Below are 16,888 nucleotides of genomic sequence, written 5' to 3'. Positions count from 1 at the left end.
TGCCACCCCTACGCCTACCCAATCGGGATTGGTCTCGTGCGGCACCCACAACGGAGCGGCGGTCCGGGTCGTTCAACTGTGTGCTCAGCGAAATGAAGTAGCTGCTGTTGCGGCACGAGACGCCGGCGTGTCCGCCGGTCGCCAACGCCGCACAGCCACTCGCCGATCGCTGAATGGGAAGTTGGCTGATGACCTGAGAGCACCATCAGCTAAGCGGCGCTGGGTTGCAGCACGATGTACCAGACGTCGCCGCCGCCCCGGTTGCGGGCCCAGTTGGCCAACATGGCGATGCTGCCGACCTGGTGCCGGTCGCCGGCCGGCTGGTACCAGGACAGCACGCCGTTGGCCTGAGCCAGCCCAACGGCCACGGCCGGGCCGGCGAGGACCGCCACCCGGGCCCCCGCGGGCAGGTCGGGCCGGATCTGGGTGGGCGGTTGCGCTGTGAAGCCGGGCGGTGGGCTCAGCAGGGCGGCCATGAGGTCGGCGCGGCCCCGTGCGTCGCGGTCCAGCCAGGCCGCGGCGACCTGCTCGCGGTCGGCCAGGTCGATGGGATCGCCCGGCGTCGCGGTGGCCGATCCCGTCGACCCGGCCGGCGAGCTCATCGGGTTCAGGCCGGCGCCCGTCCCCAGCGCCGCGTCCGCCGTGGTGGGCGGGTCCGCCTGGCCGAGCCACTGCCGGGCCAGGAGCGGCTGGAAGCGGTTCACGTGCTCGACCAGGGCGGTCACGTCGGCGGCGAAATCGCTGAGATTCTCGATCTCGCGCTGGTGCAGGATCTCCAGCCGGTCGGTCAGGTCCGGCGACCGGTGGTACGCGCCCAGTTCGTCGCGGATGTGCTCGGGCAGCCGCTGCACCGCCTGCTCCATGGTCTCCGGGCCATCGGTGCTGTTGAGCCGGACGACTTCGCCGCTTTCATAGGCCAGGTACGACCGGGGCCGGGGTGAGCCCGGTTCGCTCACGCGCAGCTCCACCATGGTCTTGAGGGTGACGGCCAGCTGGCTGGCCAGGGCCCGCCGGTCCAGCCCGGTCACGGCGGCCTCGTCGCTCGGCAACGGCCCGTCCTCGGGCTGCCAGTCCCTTGCGGTGGAAAGGACCAGGCGCGGCGGCAGCGTACCGCCGGCCTGCTCGCTCAGCCGACTGGCCAGCACCTGTACCACGGTCGTGGTGTCGTGACCCGCCCTGGCCAACTCGGCCAGCAGGCCGTCCAGGTCGGTGGCCACGACCCCTGGAACGGCCGGCGGATCCGCCGGCCGCAGCCGGTCGACGTCGGCCTGAGCGCCGTCGCGCGCCGCGGTCCGCTCCCGTTGCTGCTGATCGCGTATCTCCGCGATCCGGTTGTGAATGTGCAGGGCCGCCTCGCGGGCGCCGAGCACGTCGCTGGTCTCCCGTACCCTTTGGCGCAGATCGGGCAGGGTCGGGTTGAGCCGGCCGAGGAGCGTGTTGGCTTCCTCGATGGCTTCCCGCGCGTCGGACAGCCGCTGCCGCGCGGTCCCGGCCCGCTCCCGCAGCAGGTTCGCCGCGTTGTGCAGGTCGGTCGCCGACTGGCGCAGGTCCGGGTCGTCGGGAGCCGCGTCGCGGGCCCGCTCGGCCGCGACGGCCCGGTCCTGCGCAGCCTCGAACGCATCGCTCGTCTGCTGGGCGGCCGTCGAAAGGCCGGGCAGTTCGTCGGTGCGATGGCGCACTGTGTCCTCAGCGGTCCGGACCCGCGCGAGCGTGTCCGTGAGGTCGGTGCCTGCCCGCTCATGTTCGGTACCGGCGCTGTCGCGGTCGGCCTCGGCCCGCCCCTGGGACCGGCGGGCCTGATCGAGCGCGACCTGGGCCCTCCGGAGGTCCTGGGCCGCCTGCTGCAGCCGCGCGAACGTGTCCTGCCGCGCGGTACCGCTCGGGGCGGCCGGCGGGGCCGGCGGCGCCGCAGGGTACAGCCGCTGGGACAGGTGCCTCAGGGCCGCCCCGCGGGCGCCGGGGGTGGCGGCGGCGAGGGTACGGACGGTGGCGGCCCACTGCTGCCGCTGCGGCTCGCTCAGTGCCTCACGGGCGCGCCGGACGGTGGCGGTGACCTGTGCGTCGTCGACGGTCAGCCCGGCCAGCGTGTCGCCGACGGTCTGCAGGATCGCCGCGTCGGCGCGGTCGACCGGTTCGGGAAGGGCGGCGGCCAGCTTGGCCAGCGCGCCGACGGCGGCCGGCTCGGCGAGCTCGGGGTGTCTCAGCAGCCGGTGCAGGAACCGCTGCCGGTCGGTGGGCCGGTCGGCGGCCGGCTGGCCCGGCGGTGCGGCCGGCGCGGATACCGGTGCGACGCCGCCGGTGAGGTATCGGTAGCCGTCCTGGATCAGGCCGTACCGGGCCAGCGTGAGCAGGCCGTCGTGGGCGGCCAGGGTGGCGTCCTCGTCCGGCGCCTGCGCACGTCGTCGTTGCAGTTCGCGATGGGTGGGATCGGACAGCAGCTCGGGCCCGTGGGTGTTCAGGAAGGCCAACGAGCGGCCCCAGTCGGTAAGAGCGGTCCACTGGTCCAGCGTCGCCGGGCCGGGCGGTACCCCATGGGTGATGACGGCCGGCGCCACCGTTGCGGGCCCGGCGCCGGCCGGGACCGCCTGCACCGCGACGAGCATCTGCGCGGCGTCGTCGGCGGGGCGCAGCAGCGGCGCGAGCGCGGCCGCGCCCAGCCCGGTGACGGCCACCGCCTGGGTCAACCCGGTGATCTGCTCGGGCGTCATGCCGTCCAAGATCCGCTCGTTGCGGTGGTAGGCCATCCGCTGCGTCGGATCGGTGGCACTGTCGTGCAGGGCCTGTACATCCGCGGCCTGCCCCGGGCCGGCCACGTGTCCGGCCAACTGGCCGGCCAGGTTCTGCAGGGTGGCCGCCCAGGCCTGCGGGTCGGGTACCCCCCACGTGGCGACCGCGATGGCACGGACCCGGTCGATCGGGCCGGCCGACGGGTCGAGGATGTCCGCCAGGGCACGCAGCATCCCGGCGTCCCGCGCCGTGTCGGGGGACAGTGCGTGTCGGGCCGCGCCGGATGCGGCCGGCGCCGCGGTTGGATCCGGGGCGGCGATAGCCAGATCCGCGATGGCGCGCAGCGCCGCCGGGGTAACCGCGCCGGCGTTGCCGAGCAGTCCGGTCAGCACCGCGTGCCGGGCGGCCGGGGTGGTCGCAGTCAGGTACTCGTAGGCAGCGGTGATCTGGCCGGCGCGGATCGCGTCCAGCAGCGGCCGGTGCCGGTTCAGCACCGGGTTGCCCGGACCGGGTGCAGCCGCGGGCGGCACCGCGGCGCCGGGCGCGGGCCGGGCCTGGACCGAAAGCTGCGCGGCCCGCTGCTGCGCCTGGGCCAGACTGGCGGCGTTCGGGTCGGCCATGAGCGCGGCCAGGTTGTTCTGGGCGAACTGCTGCGAGGCGGCCCAGTAGCGGTCGTGCTCGAGCCAGCTGTGCAGCACGTCGGGTTCGACCAGCGTGAAGGCCAGACGGCGGCCGAACTGCTGCCGGAACGCGGCGGCGGTCATGGTCTGCACGTCCAAGCCGGCCCGCGGGATGTGGACTCGGTAGTCGCCGTCGGGGTGCAGGTACGCCGCGACGGCGCCCTGCGGCCGCTCGATCCACAGCCGGGTACCCGGGCGCGGGTTGTCCGGCAGCTGCCGCAGCGGGCCGGTGCTGGACCAGCCGGGCGGCAGGTCGGCGGACATCAGCCGGCGGGCCCGTCCGGCGCGGCGGTGGGGCAGCTCGGTGGTGACGCGTACGGTACCCCGCGCCGAGTTGCCGGCCCGTGGGGTGCCGATCGGGCGGGGCAGGCCGCCGGTGATCCAGGTCCGGGCATCTTCATCGGCGTCGTCCTGGGCCTGGTCGATGCGGCGGCGAAGCTCCCGAACGAGCCTGGCGGCCGCCTCCATCTGGATCGGGGTCCGCTCCAGCAGCTCCTCGTAGATCCGCCACTGCTGCGCCGGGCCGATGCCCGCCACCACGGCGTCGACGCGCAACTGTACGGGCAGCGCCCGCACCACCTGGGTCGAGGTGACCGGGGTGTACGCGCCGTCCTGGTCCACCAGCTCGACCACCAGGCCCACCGGATCGATCCGGTACCGCGACACGGTGCCCTGCGCGTCCGTGGCGGTGAAGTCGACGTGGGTAGCGAGCTCGAACGCAACTCCCCGGGCCACGGTCATGGGGTCCTGGTCGAGCATCTGGACCTCGTGCGGCCGCTCCGGTGCGGCCACGCCGGGCGGCTGGACCTGGCCGACCCGCCGCACGATGTCGGCGGCCCGGCGGTCCAGCTGCTGGGTCGTCAGCGCGTCGCCGGCGCCGACCTGACCCTGCCAGGTGGTCAGCTCGGCCAGGTCGGCGGCGGCCTGCTGCCCGGGCGTCGCGGTGTTGAGGTGGTGCACCGCCCAGTTGAGCAACAGCTCGTACCGCCGCCGCGACCGCGTCCTCGCGTCGGCCGACAACCGGATGGGTGGCACCGCGCCGTGGTGGTTGCCGAGCTGGTCGCGGATGACCAGCGCGGCGTGCGGGGCGGCCTGGCCGGGGTCGAAGTCGCCCGGCTCGACGCGGCGGCCGGCGACGGTGCCGATGGCCCGCCCGGCCGGTGCGGTGGCGCCCGTGCCGGTGCCCGCCGCCATCGCCGCGGGCGTGGACCGTTCCAGCAGCTGGTCCAGGTCGGCCTGGTGCGCACCGGCGGACGGTGCGGGCCAGCTCCCAGCGACGCCGAGGTTCCATCGATGCGGCCGATCGTCCATCTGCCGCTGCATCTCGCGGACCTCGTCGGCGAACATCTCCACGTACACGTCGCCGGTAATCCAGCCGGTGGCGGCGGCATCCGGGCCGAACCGCTCCGGCCCGATCGGGCCCGTCCCTGCGGACGGGAGGAATGGGCTGTGGGTGTGCGGCACCGCGGCGAGGCGGAACCGGCCACGCAGCTTGACCAGGTACACCGCGCCCTGCATCTTGACGTGGGTCTCGTTGCGCTTGTTGTCTTCGTAGGTGGCGCTGTGACTCATCGGGGCGTTGCGGTTGCCATCGCTGCCGAACCTACCCTTGGCGGTGGTGTCCTCCTGGGCGCCGACGTGGGTCTCGCGCATCCGCCATTCGCCGGACAGTCCCCCGTCGACGTTGACCCGCCAACGGTTGCGCGACTGGGTGGCCGCCGCGCCCACCTGGAACTTCGTGTACCGGCCGGTGCCAGTACTGTTGACGATACTGCTGATGATCTCCATCGAGTGCAGCGAGACGTATGCCCGCATGGCCACGCGGCTGTTGGACGCTCCAGCGGTGAACAGGTGCGAGGCGAGGGGGTACCCGCCCTCCACCGCCATGTCCGGCAGGTGGTTGTCCACGCTCAGCCGGGACAGCAGCCCGGGCAGGGCCACGCTGCCGCGGTAGTTCTCGTCGTCGGCCGCCGAGCTGAACATGCCGGCTATGAACTGGCGCGCGGCCGGGAACAGGTCGTCGACCAGTGCGCCGCTCACGTACACGTCGCCGGGTAGCCCGGACAGCAGCCCCGCCGAGCTGAGCACGCCGGCCATGAGCTCCCGCGCGGCCGGGAACAGGTCGTCGACCAGTGCGCCGCTCACGTACACGTCGCCGGGTAGCGGCGGCAGCGGGCGCAGGTCCAGCGTCGTGGACGGGGTCACCGCGGTCGCCTCGGCCAGCCCCTTCGGCACCTTGAAGTCCAGCCGGGCGTCGAAGTCGACGGAGTCGGCCCGGACGATCTTCGCGCCGGCGAGTGCGGCGGCGATCGCCTTGGCGCCCTTGGTCAGCTGGAAGCTCACCTGGGCCGTGGCCGCGCTCCCGGCCGCCGGCGGGTTGGGGGTGGGCAGGCTGGCGTCGACCCAGCTGCCGGCGAAGGCCAGCAGGTTGGCTGAGCCGTCCCAGACGCCGCTGAGCAAGGAGTTCAACGGGCGGTGGGACATCTTGAGCCGACGCACGCTGACGGTGATCCGCGCGCTGGTGGAGGCGCGGTAGTGCCCGGTCCAGTCGTATACGGTCTGCTCCCGCGTGACTTGCTCGGAGCGTTTCAGGCTGCGCGAGCCCTGCGGCGCGTACGACACCGAGACATTGCCGACCATCGGTTTCTCATCCTTGCTGAAGCCGAACCTGGCCGGGGTGATGTTCCAAGCCAGCGAGCTGCTCAGCTGCTCGGCGTAGGCGGCGTAGGCGTGGCCGTAGTTCTCGATGCCGTAGTCGGGTACCCAGTCGGTGTAGTGCGGCCGGCCATCCAGGGCGGCCGACACCTTCACCTCGACCACGTCGGCCAGGACCCCGGCCTTGCGGCCGACGAAGTAGAACGTGACCCCGTTGTGCTGGTGCAGCATGTCCGACAGCACGATGTTGGCCCGCTGGCCGGCCAGGGTGGCCTGCAACGACTCCAGGCCGCCGGGCAGCGTCCCGATGATCTGCTTGCCGGGCGAGAACATCAGCAAGCCCCAGCTGCCGTCGGCCCGGTGCCAGGTGCTCGCGTCGGCGCCGAGCAGGCCGGGCGCCACCGCCTCGACCCGGTCCACCACCGCGTCGAGCAGGGTGGTCGTGGGACGGGTGCCCTTGTGCGTGGCCGGGCCGGTGAACAGCGTCAGGTTGTCCACGCCGGAGTGACCCAGGGACCGGTCACCGGTGCGGGTCATGTACGCGGGCACCGTCAGGGCGTGGAACGGATTCTTGTCCGGGTCGAGCGTGGGCCCGAAGTCGTTTCGGAACTGCTCGCGCCGATCCTCGTGCAGTACGACGTCGCGGGCGGTGGGATCGTTGTGGCGGGCGGCCAGGGCGTGCGCCCATCGCTGGATCTCGTGCTGGACCAGGAAGGTGCCCAGGTCGGGGGTACCGACGCCGGCTCCCGCGGCCACCTGCTCCCGCCACCGGTGCAGCAGGCCGGCCACGGTGTTGCCGGGCAGGGTCAGCTCACCGGCGGCCCACCGGCCCATCGCGTCGATCAGCTGCGGCTCGCTCAGCGGCAGTTGGTAGTCCGCGTACCGGGCCAGGGCCTCGGGCTCCGGCAGCAGGAAGATCATGTCGCGGCCCCGCACCTGGGTGGGCGCCGCCGCGCTGTTGCTGCTGAAGATGAAGCCGGTCTGGGTACGGGTGCCGGTCCGCACGCCGTAGTCGACCTGCGTGCGGAACGCGTACGCGCGGCTGAAGGCGAGCTTGAGCATCTCCAGGCCGCCGGTGCGCTTGGTCTCCTCGGCGGAGCTGTCGCTGAACTTGACGTTCACCGACTCGGAGTAGCTGAGCTTGAACAGATCCTTTTCCCGTTTGGTCAACGTTCGCCCGAGGTTGAGGTCAGGTAGGTTCACCGTCTTGGCGAACGAGCGGCTGGCGGTGTTGGCTGTCTCGGCCAGGTACAGCTCGATCAGGCCGGTGACGTACTTGTCGGCAGTGGCACCCACGAACCGGGCCGGGCCGATACGCTCCACGCTGATCGACGCTGCGGCGCCGGTGTTGGCCAAGAATCCGGGCTCGACCAGCGTGTCGGTGCTGTAGTGGCCGTGCAGCACCTCCTTGAAGTGCGACTGCACCGCGATCAGGTTTGCCAGGCTGGTCAGCGGCTTGGCCATCGGATGACCCGCCCCGGTCAGGTCCGGCAACTGGTTGCGGATCGCGGCGTTCAGACCGTGCGTGTCGAGGAAATAGACCACGCCCTGGTGCAGCACCGAGGGCACGGTGTCCTGTTCGGCCTCCTCGCTGAACGTCGACGGATCACTATTGAAGCTCAGCAGCGCGGCGTGCACGTCGCCGCGTACGTCCGGCGGATCGAACCGCGGCGCGGCACCGTCGTCGTAGCGCACGGTGAAGCTGAAGTCGTACGGCAGGTGGAACATGCTCACCCGGCCCGGGTACTCCAGCAACTCCGGCCGGTTCACGATACGGGTGAGCCGGTCCGAGGCACCGACGCTGCGGCTCAGCGCACCGCCGGTGACGTCGACCGATTCAAACGGGTCCTGCCGCTTGGACAGGTCGAACTTGAACCCGCCCTCGATCGACCAGCCCTGGGCGCCGCCGGCTCCCTGGCCGGCAATGCCCAGTCCCATGGACAGGTTCACCACGTGGTACTCGTCGGTGAGCCGGTCGAAATGCACCGAGTTGCCGTCAGGTCCGACGCCGTCGGTGACCCGCGACCGGGCGTGGACTGTCACCTCCGCGGTGCGCATGACGCCGTTGCGCCAGCTGTGCAGCGAGAAGGGCAGACCGTCCTGGGTAAGGGTGTCGAAGTGCGATTCGAGACCGTTGTTGGAGATCATCTTGTCGACCAGATCCAGGTTGTCCACCCAGGCGTCGACGTCCGGCGCGCCCCCCTTGGCAAACAGCACCGCCGCACCGATGCCCCGCAACGCTGCGGCCTTGGCCATCAGCAGTCCCGCCGTGATGCCGACGGGCTCAGGCCCCTGCGCGGCCGTGCCCGGCCTCCCCCAGACCCGATCCTCGTCCGGGGGCAGGAACCCGCTGGCGGCCAGTTCCCGCTTCAGGTTCGCCTTGAGCTGCGCGACCGCAGCCGGCTCGATGTCGGCCAGGCTCTGCCCCAGGCCCCGTCCGGCCACCACGTGCTCCGGGACCAGGTTCCCGCCGGCGTCCTCGGGATGCTTGCCCGTGTTGCGCAGCCGCCCGCTCCAGTCCTGGTACGGCAGCGTGCGCTGCTGCCCCGGAGCCGGGGCCGCGGGCGGCGGGGTGGTGAACGCGCCGGCGTCCACGCCGAAGCCGTACGCGAACGCGTCGGGCTCGGACAGCCACACCACCGCCGAGGCGTCGACGGTGGGGGTGGTGCGCGGTTGCTCGGTCGGTCGCCGCGACGTGGACACCTCGGCGGACAGCTCCAGGTCCACCGTGTGGCCGCCGGTCATGCCGGTGTACCGGGACACCAGCACGTTCAGCGACGCGTGGACGGCGCCGCCGCTGTCGTTGCTGCTCCAGTTGACCCCGGCCTTGGCGGAGACTCCGAACCTGGACTTCTCCTTGAACACGGCTGGATCGCCGTAGTTCCTGGCCAGCGGGAGCGCCACATCGCCACCGAAGCTGACGCCGCTGTTCTGGCCGAGGGTGGACTCGCCGGTGTGCCCGACGATCGCCGTACGGACCTTCTCGATGTGCGCGGCATCGCTGGTGCTGCCCACGCGAACTGTGTCGCCGTGCCGGCGGGCGTGCACGCGGATGCCGGCCGCAGCCTTGCCGTTCTCGTGCAGCGTGAACCGGTACCCCCGTGAGTCCGTCGCCACCGGCGCCGGCGACTTCGAGTCCGACGGACTGGCGGCAGCAAGACCGGCACCGCCGGCGGGGGGCCGCCGGTTGACCGCCTCGTCCAGGTGGGTTTCGGTGTTCCACAGCTTGCGCTGCAACTCCTGCCGCATCGGGCTGCCGATCGACATGTCGAATCCGTCGGCTCGCAGCCGGGCCACGATGTGGTCGTACAGGTCGGTCAGGCCGGTGAGATTGCTGACCGAGAACGTCTCCGGCAGGCGGGTCAGGTTGTCCTGGCTGGGCCGCTCGGGGTGATCCGGTTCGGCCGCGGGCAGGTCGGCCACGACCTGTTCGGCCGGGTCGAGCAGCAGGTGGTCGGGGATCGCGGCCACCAGCCGGGCCGGTTGCGTGCCCGGCGGCGGTGCCAGCGCGATCGGTTGCCACGCTTCGGTATCGCCGCGGGTGTCGATGGTCCAGCCGGGACGGTAGGAGTAGAACGTCGAGTCCGCGCGGGTGTCGAGCACCCGGCCCTTCTCCGTGTCGATCAGGTGGCCCGAGTTCTGGTCCGTCCTGTTGATGGCGAAGTTGGCCGTGGGTGCGAAGTGGAAGGTCGGACCCAGGGGCTCACTGAAGTTGAGGTTGCCGTGCACCCGGTTGGCCCGCATGGTGGTTCCGGCGCCCTGGCCGTGGGCGCCGGTCTGGAACACGCCCTGGATGATCTCGTTGGCGTGGAAACGGCCGTCCTTCGTCAAGCCGCGGTGTTCGATGTCATCCAGGGAGGGATCGGCGACGGCGGTGTCCGAGGAGCCGGCCGGGTTGGCGACGAGCTGCGGGTCGTCCGGGTCGAGCCGGACCCGGACCTCCATGCCGCCCAGCGGGAACAGGTATCCGTCGGGGCCGGCCAGCAGCGGGTAATTGTTGAGCAGCCGCTGGTGCAGCATCTCCCAGTCGGCGGCCGGCACGATCAGCCCACGACGTTGCGCCTCGGCGCGCAGCGCCTCCTCGACCTGGTCGAGGTCGGGAAGGGTGGCCTTCGGGTCGCCCAGTGCCAGCGCCAGCCGGTCGGGAACGGCAGGCGGCACGAACGTCGGTGCCTGCCCGCCGGGTGCGCCGTGCGCCGCAGCGTCGGCGGCGTCCGGCCCGGCGCTGCCCGAGTCGGCCTCTACGTGTAGGTGCCGGTCCGCCTCGGGCACCCCGGACAGCAGCCGGGACACGGCGGCGGCCACCGCGGGCGGAACCACGCCTGCGCCGGGCCGGATCACGACTGGGACACCGCCAGGCGGCGCGGCCGGCGGCAGCGTGCCCGGATCGGTGCCGTACTCGGCGAACAGAACCACGCCGTTGTGCTCGCTGACCGTCCAGCCCGGCGTCACCTGGTATCCGCCGCCGGCCGCCGGGCTCAGGCCCAGCGGTCCGTCGGCGGGTGCCGGTGCCGCCTGCACCGGCACGACGAACGCGTGCGCGGCAGCGGTCAAAGTCCGCTGCCCGCGGGTGTCGACCGGTACCAGGCCGGCGGCATCGGCCGCGTTGCGCCCCACCGCGCTGACCGGCAGGACCAGCTCCACCGACCCGCCGAGGCCGCTGCGCAGCGCGTCGGCCACCTGCGCGGCGCGCCCCGCCGCGCCCGGGCCGCCGGCCGGTGTCGGCGGGTCCACCGCGAGCACCACCCGCAGCGACGCGGCGTTCGAGCCCAGGCTGTCCTGGACCGCCCAGACCGCGGCCACCGGGTCGGCGACCGACTCATGCAGGACCAGCCGCGGCCGGTCCGGGGTGGCCAGGTCGCCCCAGTGCATCGCCGCGTCCCCGGCGGCCGGGCGCGCTCCGGTGTGGGCGAGCACCCCGCCGGGGACGTGGCTCAGTCGCACCCCGTCGGGCAGGCCGGCCACCGTTGCCGGGTCGAACGTGTGCCGGTCCAGGCCGACGCCGGAGGTGACCAGTCGGGTCGGTGCGCCCTGCGGCATTCCGGCGAAGATGCGGCCGACCTGCTCGCGGACCCGGGCCGGCAGCTCGCTGCCGTTCCAGCCCAGGAACACAGCGGGCTCGGTGAGCTGACCGCTGGCCGGCGCCAGCAGCGGCTGGACCCGGGCCAGTTCCACGGCCGGTCCGATCCACAGGTAGCTTCCGCCGTCCCAGACCACCCAATCGTCGGACAACTGGTACACGCCTGGCCGGGTCTCGGGCAGCCCGTACGGGGCCGGCCGGGCCTGCGGGCCGGCGCTGGCCGGCAGGAACAGGTACCGCTGCGGTCGCGCATTGAAGAAGGTCACCTCGCCGTCGGCGTCCAGCGGCAGGACCAGTAGGTCGTCCTGGGCGGGCGCGTCGATCAGCGCCTCACGCGGCACCGACAGCATCGCCGAGCGGGTCTGCAAGTCCAGCACCTGGGTGGTGATCTCCCGCGCCCGGGCGGCGCTGATCGGTTGGTCCGGCGGCCAGTGCAGCACCGCCAGCGTGGTGTCCTGCGGCCGCAGGCCGGCCAGCGCGTCGCCGAGCACGGTGGGGTCGGTGACCGTCGGGTCCAGCAGGATGGCCGGTCCGGGGCCGGTCGGGGCCGGCACCCGTGAGCTGATCGCGCCGCCGGCGCCGTCAGCATGCAGCAGGGTACCGCCGATGGCGCGCTGCAGCCGAAGGTTCGCCGGCAGGGCGGCCGCCATGTCGCGCAGCTGCCGGTCGGACGACTGCGGAGGCGGCGGCTGATGCTGCTGCTTGGCCGGCGGGGTGGGCTGGGTCGGCGGGGTGGGCTGGGTCGGCGCTGGGGCGGCGGCGTCGTAGTGGTTGTAGGTGAGCTTCTCGGCGGTCGGGTCGCCCGGCACGTGGTAGAGGGTCACCGGGACACCGTTGGCCGGCCCGTAGGTGTCCGCCACGTACGTTCCCTGCGGACCGCTGCGCAGAATGGTGACCCGGCTGTTGGTGGCGTGCGCCAGCAGCGGGGCCAGGAACTCGCCGGACGGATGGCCCCACCGGCTGCGCCAGTTGCTGACGGACTGCCGGACCTCGTCGTACTCGTCGTCGCTGAGCTGGCGGCCGGACACGGTCGAGGCACTGACCAGGTATTCGCCGAGCCGTGCCGGATCCACCTCGGCCACCGGGATGCGCGGGCCGTGCTGGTTGATGAAGTCGAGCTGCTCCTGCGGCACCGTGGTCGCCGGACCGGGGTTGGGCGTCGCGGCGCGCACGGTGGCGTACCGCTGCCAGATCCGGGCTGCGGTCAGGAAGGCGGCGTCCGTGACGTGCCGGTGGTCAAGCTGGCTCAGCCGGTCCAGCACCTGCTGGTGATCCAGCGTCCGAACCTCCCGCTCGACGTCGTCGCGGAAGTGGATGCGTTGCCGGTTCACGTCGGCGGGAAGCGCGTTGCGATTGGTGGTCAGGTAGGCACCGACCCGCTGCTGCAGCAACCGACTGATGCGGCCCAGCTCCGAGTTCGCGGTCACGCCGGTGAACCGCATCTGCTGGATGTTCCAGCGCACCCGGTTGGGGTCATTGAGGAACGCGGCGAGGTCCGGCGCCAGGCCCGGCCCCAGCGCCGCCGCGACCTGGTCCGGCGAGCTCCCGATGAACGCGGACACCAGGCAGTTTCCGTCGCTGGGCACCTGGAGCACCGGCTGGGGATGGGCATCCGCGTTCATGGCGGCCAGATCCTGATGCCCCGGGGCCGTCGCGGACACGCCGGCGCGCTCGGTCATACCGTCGGGCCGGATGCGCGCCCGCCCGATGCCGTCGATTGGTTGATCCGGGTCGAGCGCCTCCGTCGTCAACCTGCGACGTACGTGGGGGGCGAGCTGATCGACCAGATCGCGCAGTTGTGACAGCGCGGCCTCAGGCACCCTCACCCCGAGCATGCCGACGGTCAGTCGCACGACACCGGCTTCGGCGGGGCGCGCGATCAGCTCATCGACTACAGCAGACGGTGCGTCCTCAGGCCCGGCCCACAGTCCGGAGGCCATGACGTGCAGCAGCCATCCTTCGGACAGCCGGTAGGTGTCCGGATTCGGGCCGGACGGCAGGTCGGCCGGGATCCGGCGGGCGGGCTCGCGCCGGGTGGGTGGCAGGACGTGGTAGGCGTCGGCGTAGGGCGCGAAGCTCAGCCGCCCGTCGTCGGTCATCGGCATCATCACCGCCCCCGGAACCGCCGACAGGCGCGCTGGGGCGAGCAGCACCGGCACGTCGAGGGTGCGGGCCAGTGTCACCGCATCGGCTGCGGTCAGGTCGGGGCTGGCCAGCCCGAGGTCCAGGACCACTCGACCGCGTAGTTGCCCAGGCAGGCTGCGAAGCGCGGCCGCCAACGACTCCGGATCTGCCGAGTCCCGCTCGGGTATCAGCCGCATGGTCTGCTGCCCGACCGGCGCCGCCGCGGCTGTCGCGACACCATCGGGGTCGGGCCGGCCATCCTGCCGGCGGTGCAGGTAGAGACCTGCGGGCACCGGCATGAGCCACTGATCCGCCGTCAGCTGCGGGATCGGATCGGCCAGCCACAACCGCCAGACCGGTTCGCCGCGCATGACGACGTCGGGTTCTGTACCGGACGGCAGGTTGTCCAGCAGGGTGGTGATCCAGGCTCGTACCGGGCCGGGCACCGGCACTCCTCGTACGCCAATGGTGATCCGTGGATTTCCTGGGCGGCGGACCGGTCCGGTCCGGTCCTGCATGCTGACATCCGACGAGTCGTCCGGACGCACCCACAACCCGTCCGTGGTCTGCTCGACCAACCAGCCCTCCGGCAACCGGTAGCGCGCCGGCGCATCGATCGGCGCGAGGCCGTGTGCGCGACGTTGTAGCGGCGGGGGCTGGTTGGACGGATAGACATCGTATTCATCGGCCAGTTCCAGGAACGTGACCCGACGGTCCGTGCTGACCGGGATGATCCAGGCTGAGACCGGCGGAACGGCGGTCATGGATCGAGCCGGCACCACCACCGGCAGGGCGACCCCACGGTCACCTTGGAGTTCCACAGCGAGCGCCCCGACCTCATCCGGCGTGAGCCGGACGTCGGTCGCGATCCGGATCACCAGGCGAGCCGCAACCTCCGCCGGCAGCGCACCGATGCCCGCCAGGGCCGTGGCCGTGTCGACCACCGTGGGGTCGAGAATCAGCGTTGCCCGGTTGGCCAGCGGACGCAAAAGCTCCGGGGCGAGCTGGTCCGGCGGGCGGCCTTCCAGGTGCAACATGATCCCCGAGGGAACGTGGCGGAACTGGTAGCCAGGTGGCGGCTCCATCACCGTCGGACCGGTCATCGGCACCCGTTCGAACTGCATGGCGGCCGCGACGCGGAAATAGCGGTCGAACCAGTCCACCCGGACCACCTCGGCAGCCGGTCCCTCCTCAACCGACACGCCCGGCGGCAACTGCTCCAACCGACCATCCAGCCTGAGCAACATGCCATCCGGATGCCCGAATCCCTCACGGATCCGATGCCAGCCGGACGTCGGCAGCCCGGAATCGTCCCACCAGTCCGCGTCGTCCGGCGCGACCGCGAATGCCGCACCGGGCCGCGTCCCTAGCGCGGCGAGTTGGTCGGGTAACGCGGCTGCGAGGTCTCGCGCCAACGCCGAGGCCGCCGCCCGACCCTGCCGGTGCAACGTCGCGGCGACCCGATCAACCACCGCGCGCACCGCGCGCAGCTCGGGCACCGAGCGGGGCTCAGGAAGGCGGCTCATCAGGATCGACTCGGCCTGACGAACCGCCCACATGGCCTCGACCGGTTTCAACTTGCCGAGGACAACCACCGCAGCCCGAGCGGAAACGTCCGCACGCTGTTGCTCCTCCACGGCACCATCGCCGACAGCGGGCGCATCCGTAACCGCCGGTTCGTCGACGACCGGGACGCCACCACCCGGCTCAACTGCCGCCTCCCCAACCACCGACGCCCCGACGGACACCTGATCGGCGGTGCGCGGTGTGGCGGCACCAGACGAACGACTCTCGCTGGACGTGCCGGGCAACGACACCTGCTGTTGCTCGTCCACGGCCTCATCATCGGCGGCCGGGAGGCCACCACCCGGCTCAACTGCCGCCTCCTCAACCACCGGCGCCCCGACGGACACCTGATCGGCGATGCGCCGCGTGGCGGCACCGGACGACCGATTTGACCGCTGCCGTGCGTAATGCCTGAGCAGCGTCATTCGGAGGTCAGACACCCCCAGCTGCGACAACTCGTCCAGCAGCGCATGGACCAGCTGGTACTTGCGCGACCGTACTGCGCGATCGATGTACGCACGCAGCGCGTCATGGTCTTCAACGTGCAGCTGCATGCCGCGCTCATCCCGCAGGCCGATCGGTCGCAGCGGTCCATCGTCGCTACGCCACACCACAGCGCGCCGCCGAGCTTCCGCACCGTCCGGGTAGGGCGCTTTCGGCGCACGTGACCGGCCGTTGCCGCGTGATTGCGGCTCGGCCAGGATCTCGTCCAGAATCTTGTCGATGTTCAGACCCGACTGACCACCGAACCGCTGCGACAAGTGGACCTTCAGCCTGTCCCGCAGGATCTTCACCACCGCCTCGGCCCGCCGAAGGCCGGTCTGCCGACCAGCGCTGCCGGGTCGCATCAGCCGGGCGACGCCACTGCCGTTGCCACCGCCCTCGACCCGGATCCGCAAGCCCTGCTCACCGGCCCGCCATCGGCGGACAACCTCGACAGACACCTCGCGCGCCAGAACTTCCAACTCGAGTTGGTCCCAGTGCGCGAGGGTCTTCTCGCCCTCACTGAAGTCCACCTCGTGGACGCCGTACTTGGTGAAGTCAGATCCGGTCTCGCCGTCGTCGTTGAGCTGGAAATCATCGAAGTCTTGAGAGGGCAGGCCGACGGGCGGCCGATGTTCGACAATGCTGGCGGCTTCGTCCTGTTCGACCGGCATCACCGACCTGGACATGCCGTCGTTGGCGGAACCGATTCCGTTCAATCGATACCGCAATGGGTCGGGACCGGCCGGCCCGCTCGGTGCAGCCGGCTCGCCCCGGCCCGTTGACGGCGTCGATCGTCCCGCGGCGTGCGCCATGTCGGCCAATGTCGGTGAAGCCGACGGCCGCACACCCGGGGAGCGGGCCGACAGCCGCACATCGCCGGCGGTCCGAGCCGCCGACGCGGCCGCCATCGTGGAATCTGCCGCGGCGGTGACAGCGTGCCGCAACTCAGCGAGCCCCGGCGCGGTTGAGCGACTCGGGAGGGTGATGTATAGCCGCAGGATCGCCTCGACAGTACGCTGCGTTCTATGTGAAGTCTCCGCGACTTTGCGACCGAGTTTACGTAGACGAAATTGAAGTGACACGCCCCCGTTTTCTGTATCCGCCATACTTGAGGCGGCTTTGGGAGCCGACGGTTTGGCGTGCATGAGTGGCACGCCCGAATCGGCTACACCTGCTTCATCTTGGTCGCCGCCGGGTCTCCGGGCTGATGCCCTGCTGTAGGTGTGCGCCCGCCGAGATTCCGGAGACGACCTGCCGGCCGGTCCGGACCTCCCAGCGGCTGGCGGCCCCGTATCCAGCATTTCCGGGACCTGCAGATCTTCATTCAGACCAACATCGCTGTGCGGTGGTGGCTCAGACGTCGAGAACCGACGCCAGCCGGCATCCGAAGTTCCTGGCGCCGGTTCGGATACACCCTCCGCAACCCGGACCACCGGCTGACGGTCCGGATCAGCACCGGTCAGCCCGACCAACTCACTGCCGTCGGACACCCGAACACCCGCCGGCGCCACCAACCCAACGGTCATCGGCAGGAACTTCACCGCCACCACCGACCCCGGCGCAACCGCCA

The 16,888-nt window shown here is 71.8% G+C and carries 4 protein-coding genes; 3 read left to right on the top strand and 1 reads right to left on the bottom strand.

Features of this window, described 5'->3' with window-relative positions; genetic code table 11:
* Nucleotides 1-209: 209 nt before the first annotated feature.
* On the bottom strand, nt 210-14,843 hold the full coding sequence (locus ABD901_RS52975) for a hypothetical protein (RefSeq protein WP_345142339.1): 14,634 nt from the start codon (nt 14,841-14,843) through the stop codon (nt 210-212).
* A 48-nt stretch (nt 14,844-14,891) separates the two neighbouring features.
* On the opposite strand from ABD901_RS52975, the gene ABD901_RS52970 reads away from it, so the two are divergent.
* The 3 genes from ABD901_RS52970 to ABD901_RS52960 all read left to right on the top strand — a co-directional run bounded on the left by ABD901_RS52970 (nt 14,892) and on the right by ABD901_RS52960 (nt 16,100).
* Nucleotides 14,892-15,224 carry a hypothetical protein gene (locus ABD901_RS52970; RefSeq protein WP_345142336.1) on the top strand — a complete coding sequence of 111 codons (333 nt, stop codon included), beginning with the start codon at nt 14,892-14,894 and terminating at the stop codon, nt 15,222-15,224.
* Between the two features lie 138 nt (nt 15,225-15,362).
* On the top strand, nt 15,363-15,500 hold the full coding sequence (locus ABD901_RS52965; RefSeq protein ID WP_345142333.1) for a hypothetical protein: 138 nt from the start codon (nt 15,363-15,365) through the stop codon (nt 15,498-15,500).
* Between the two features lie 18 nt (nt 15,501-15,518).
* On the top strand, nt 15,519-16,100 hold the full coding sequence (locus ABD901_RS52960) for a hypothetical protein (RefSeq protein ID WP_345142330.1): 582 nt from the start codon (nt 15,519-15,521) through the stop codon (nt 16,098-16,100).
* Nucleotides 16,101-16,888: the final 788 nt, after the last annotated feature.

Origin of the sequence: Dactylosporangium darangshiense (genome assembly GCF_039537565.1) — a bacterium.
GTDB lineage: Bacteria > Actinomycetota > Actinomycetes > Mycobacteriales > Micromonosporaceae > Dactylosporangium > Dactylosporangium darangshiense.
This window is presented reverse-complemented; position numbering and strand designations above follow the sequence as displayed.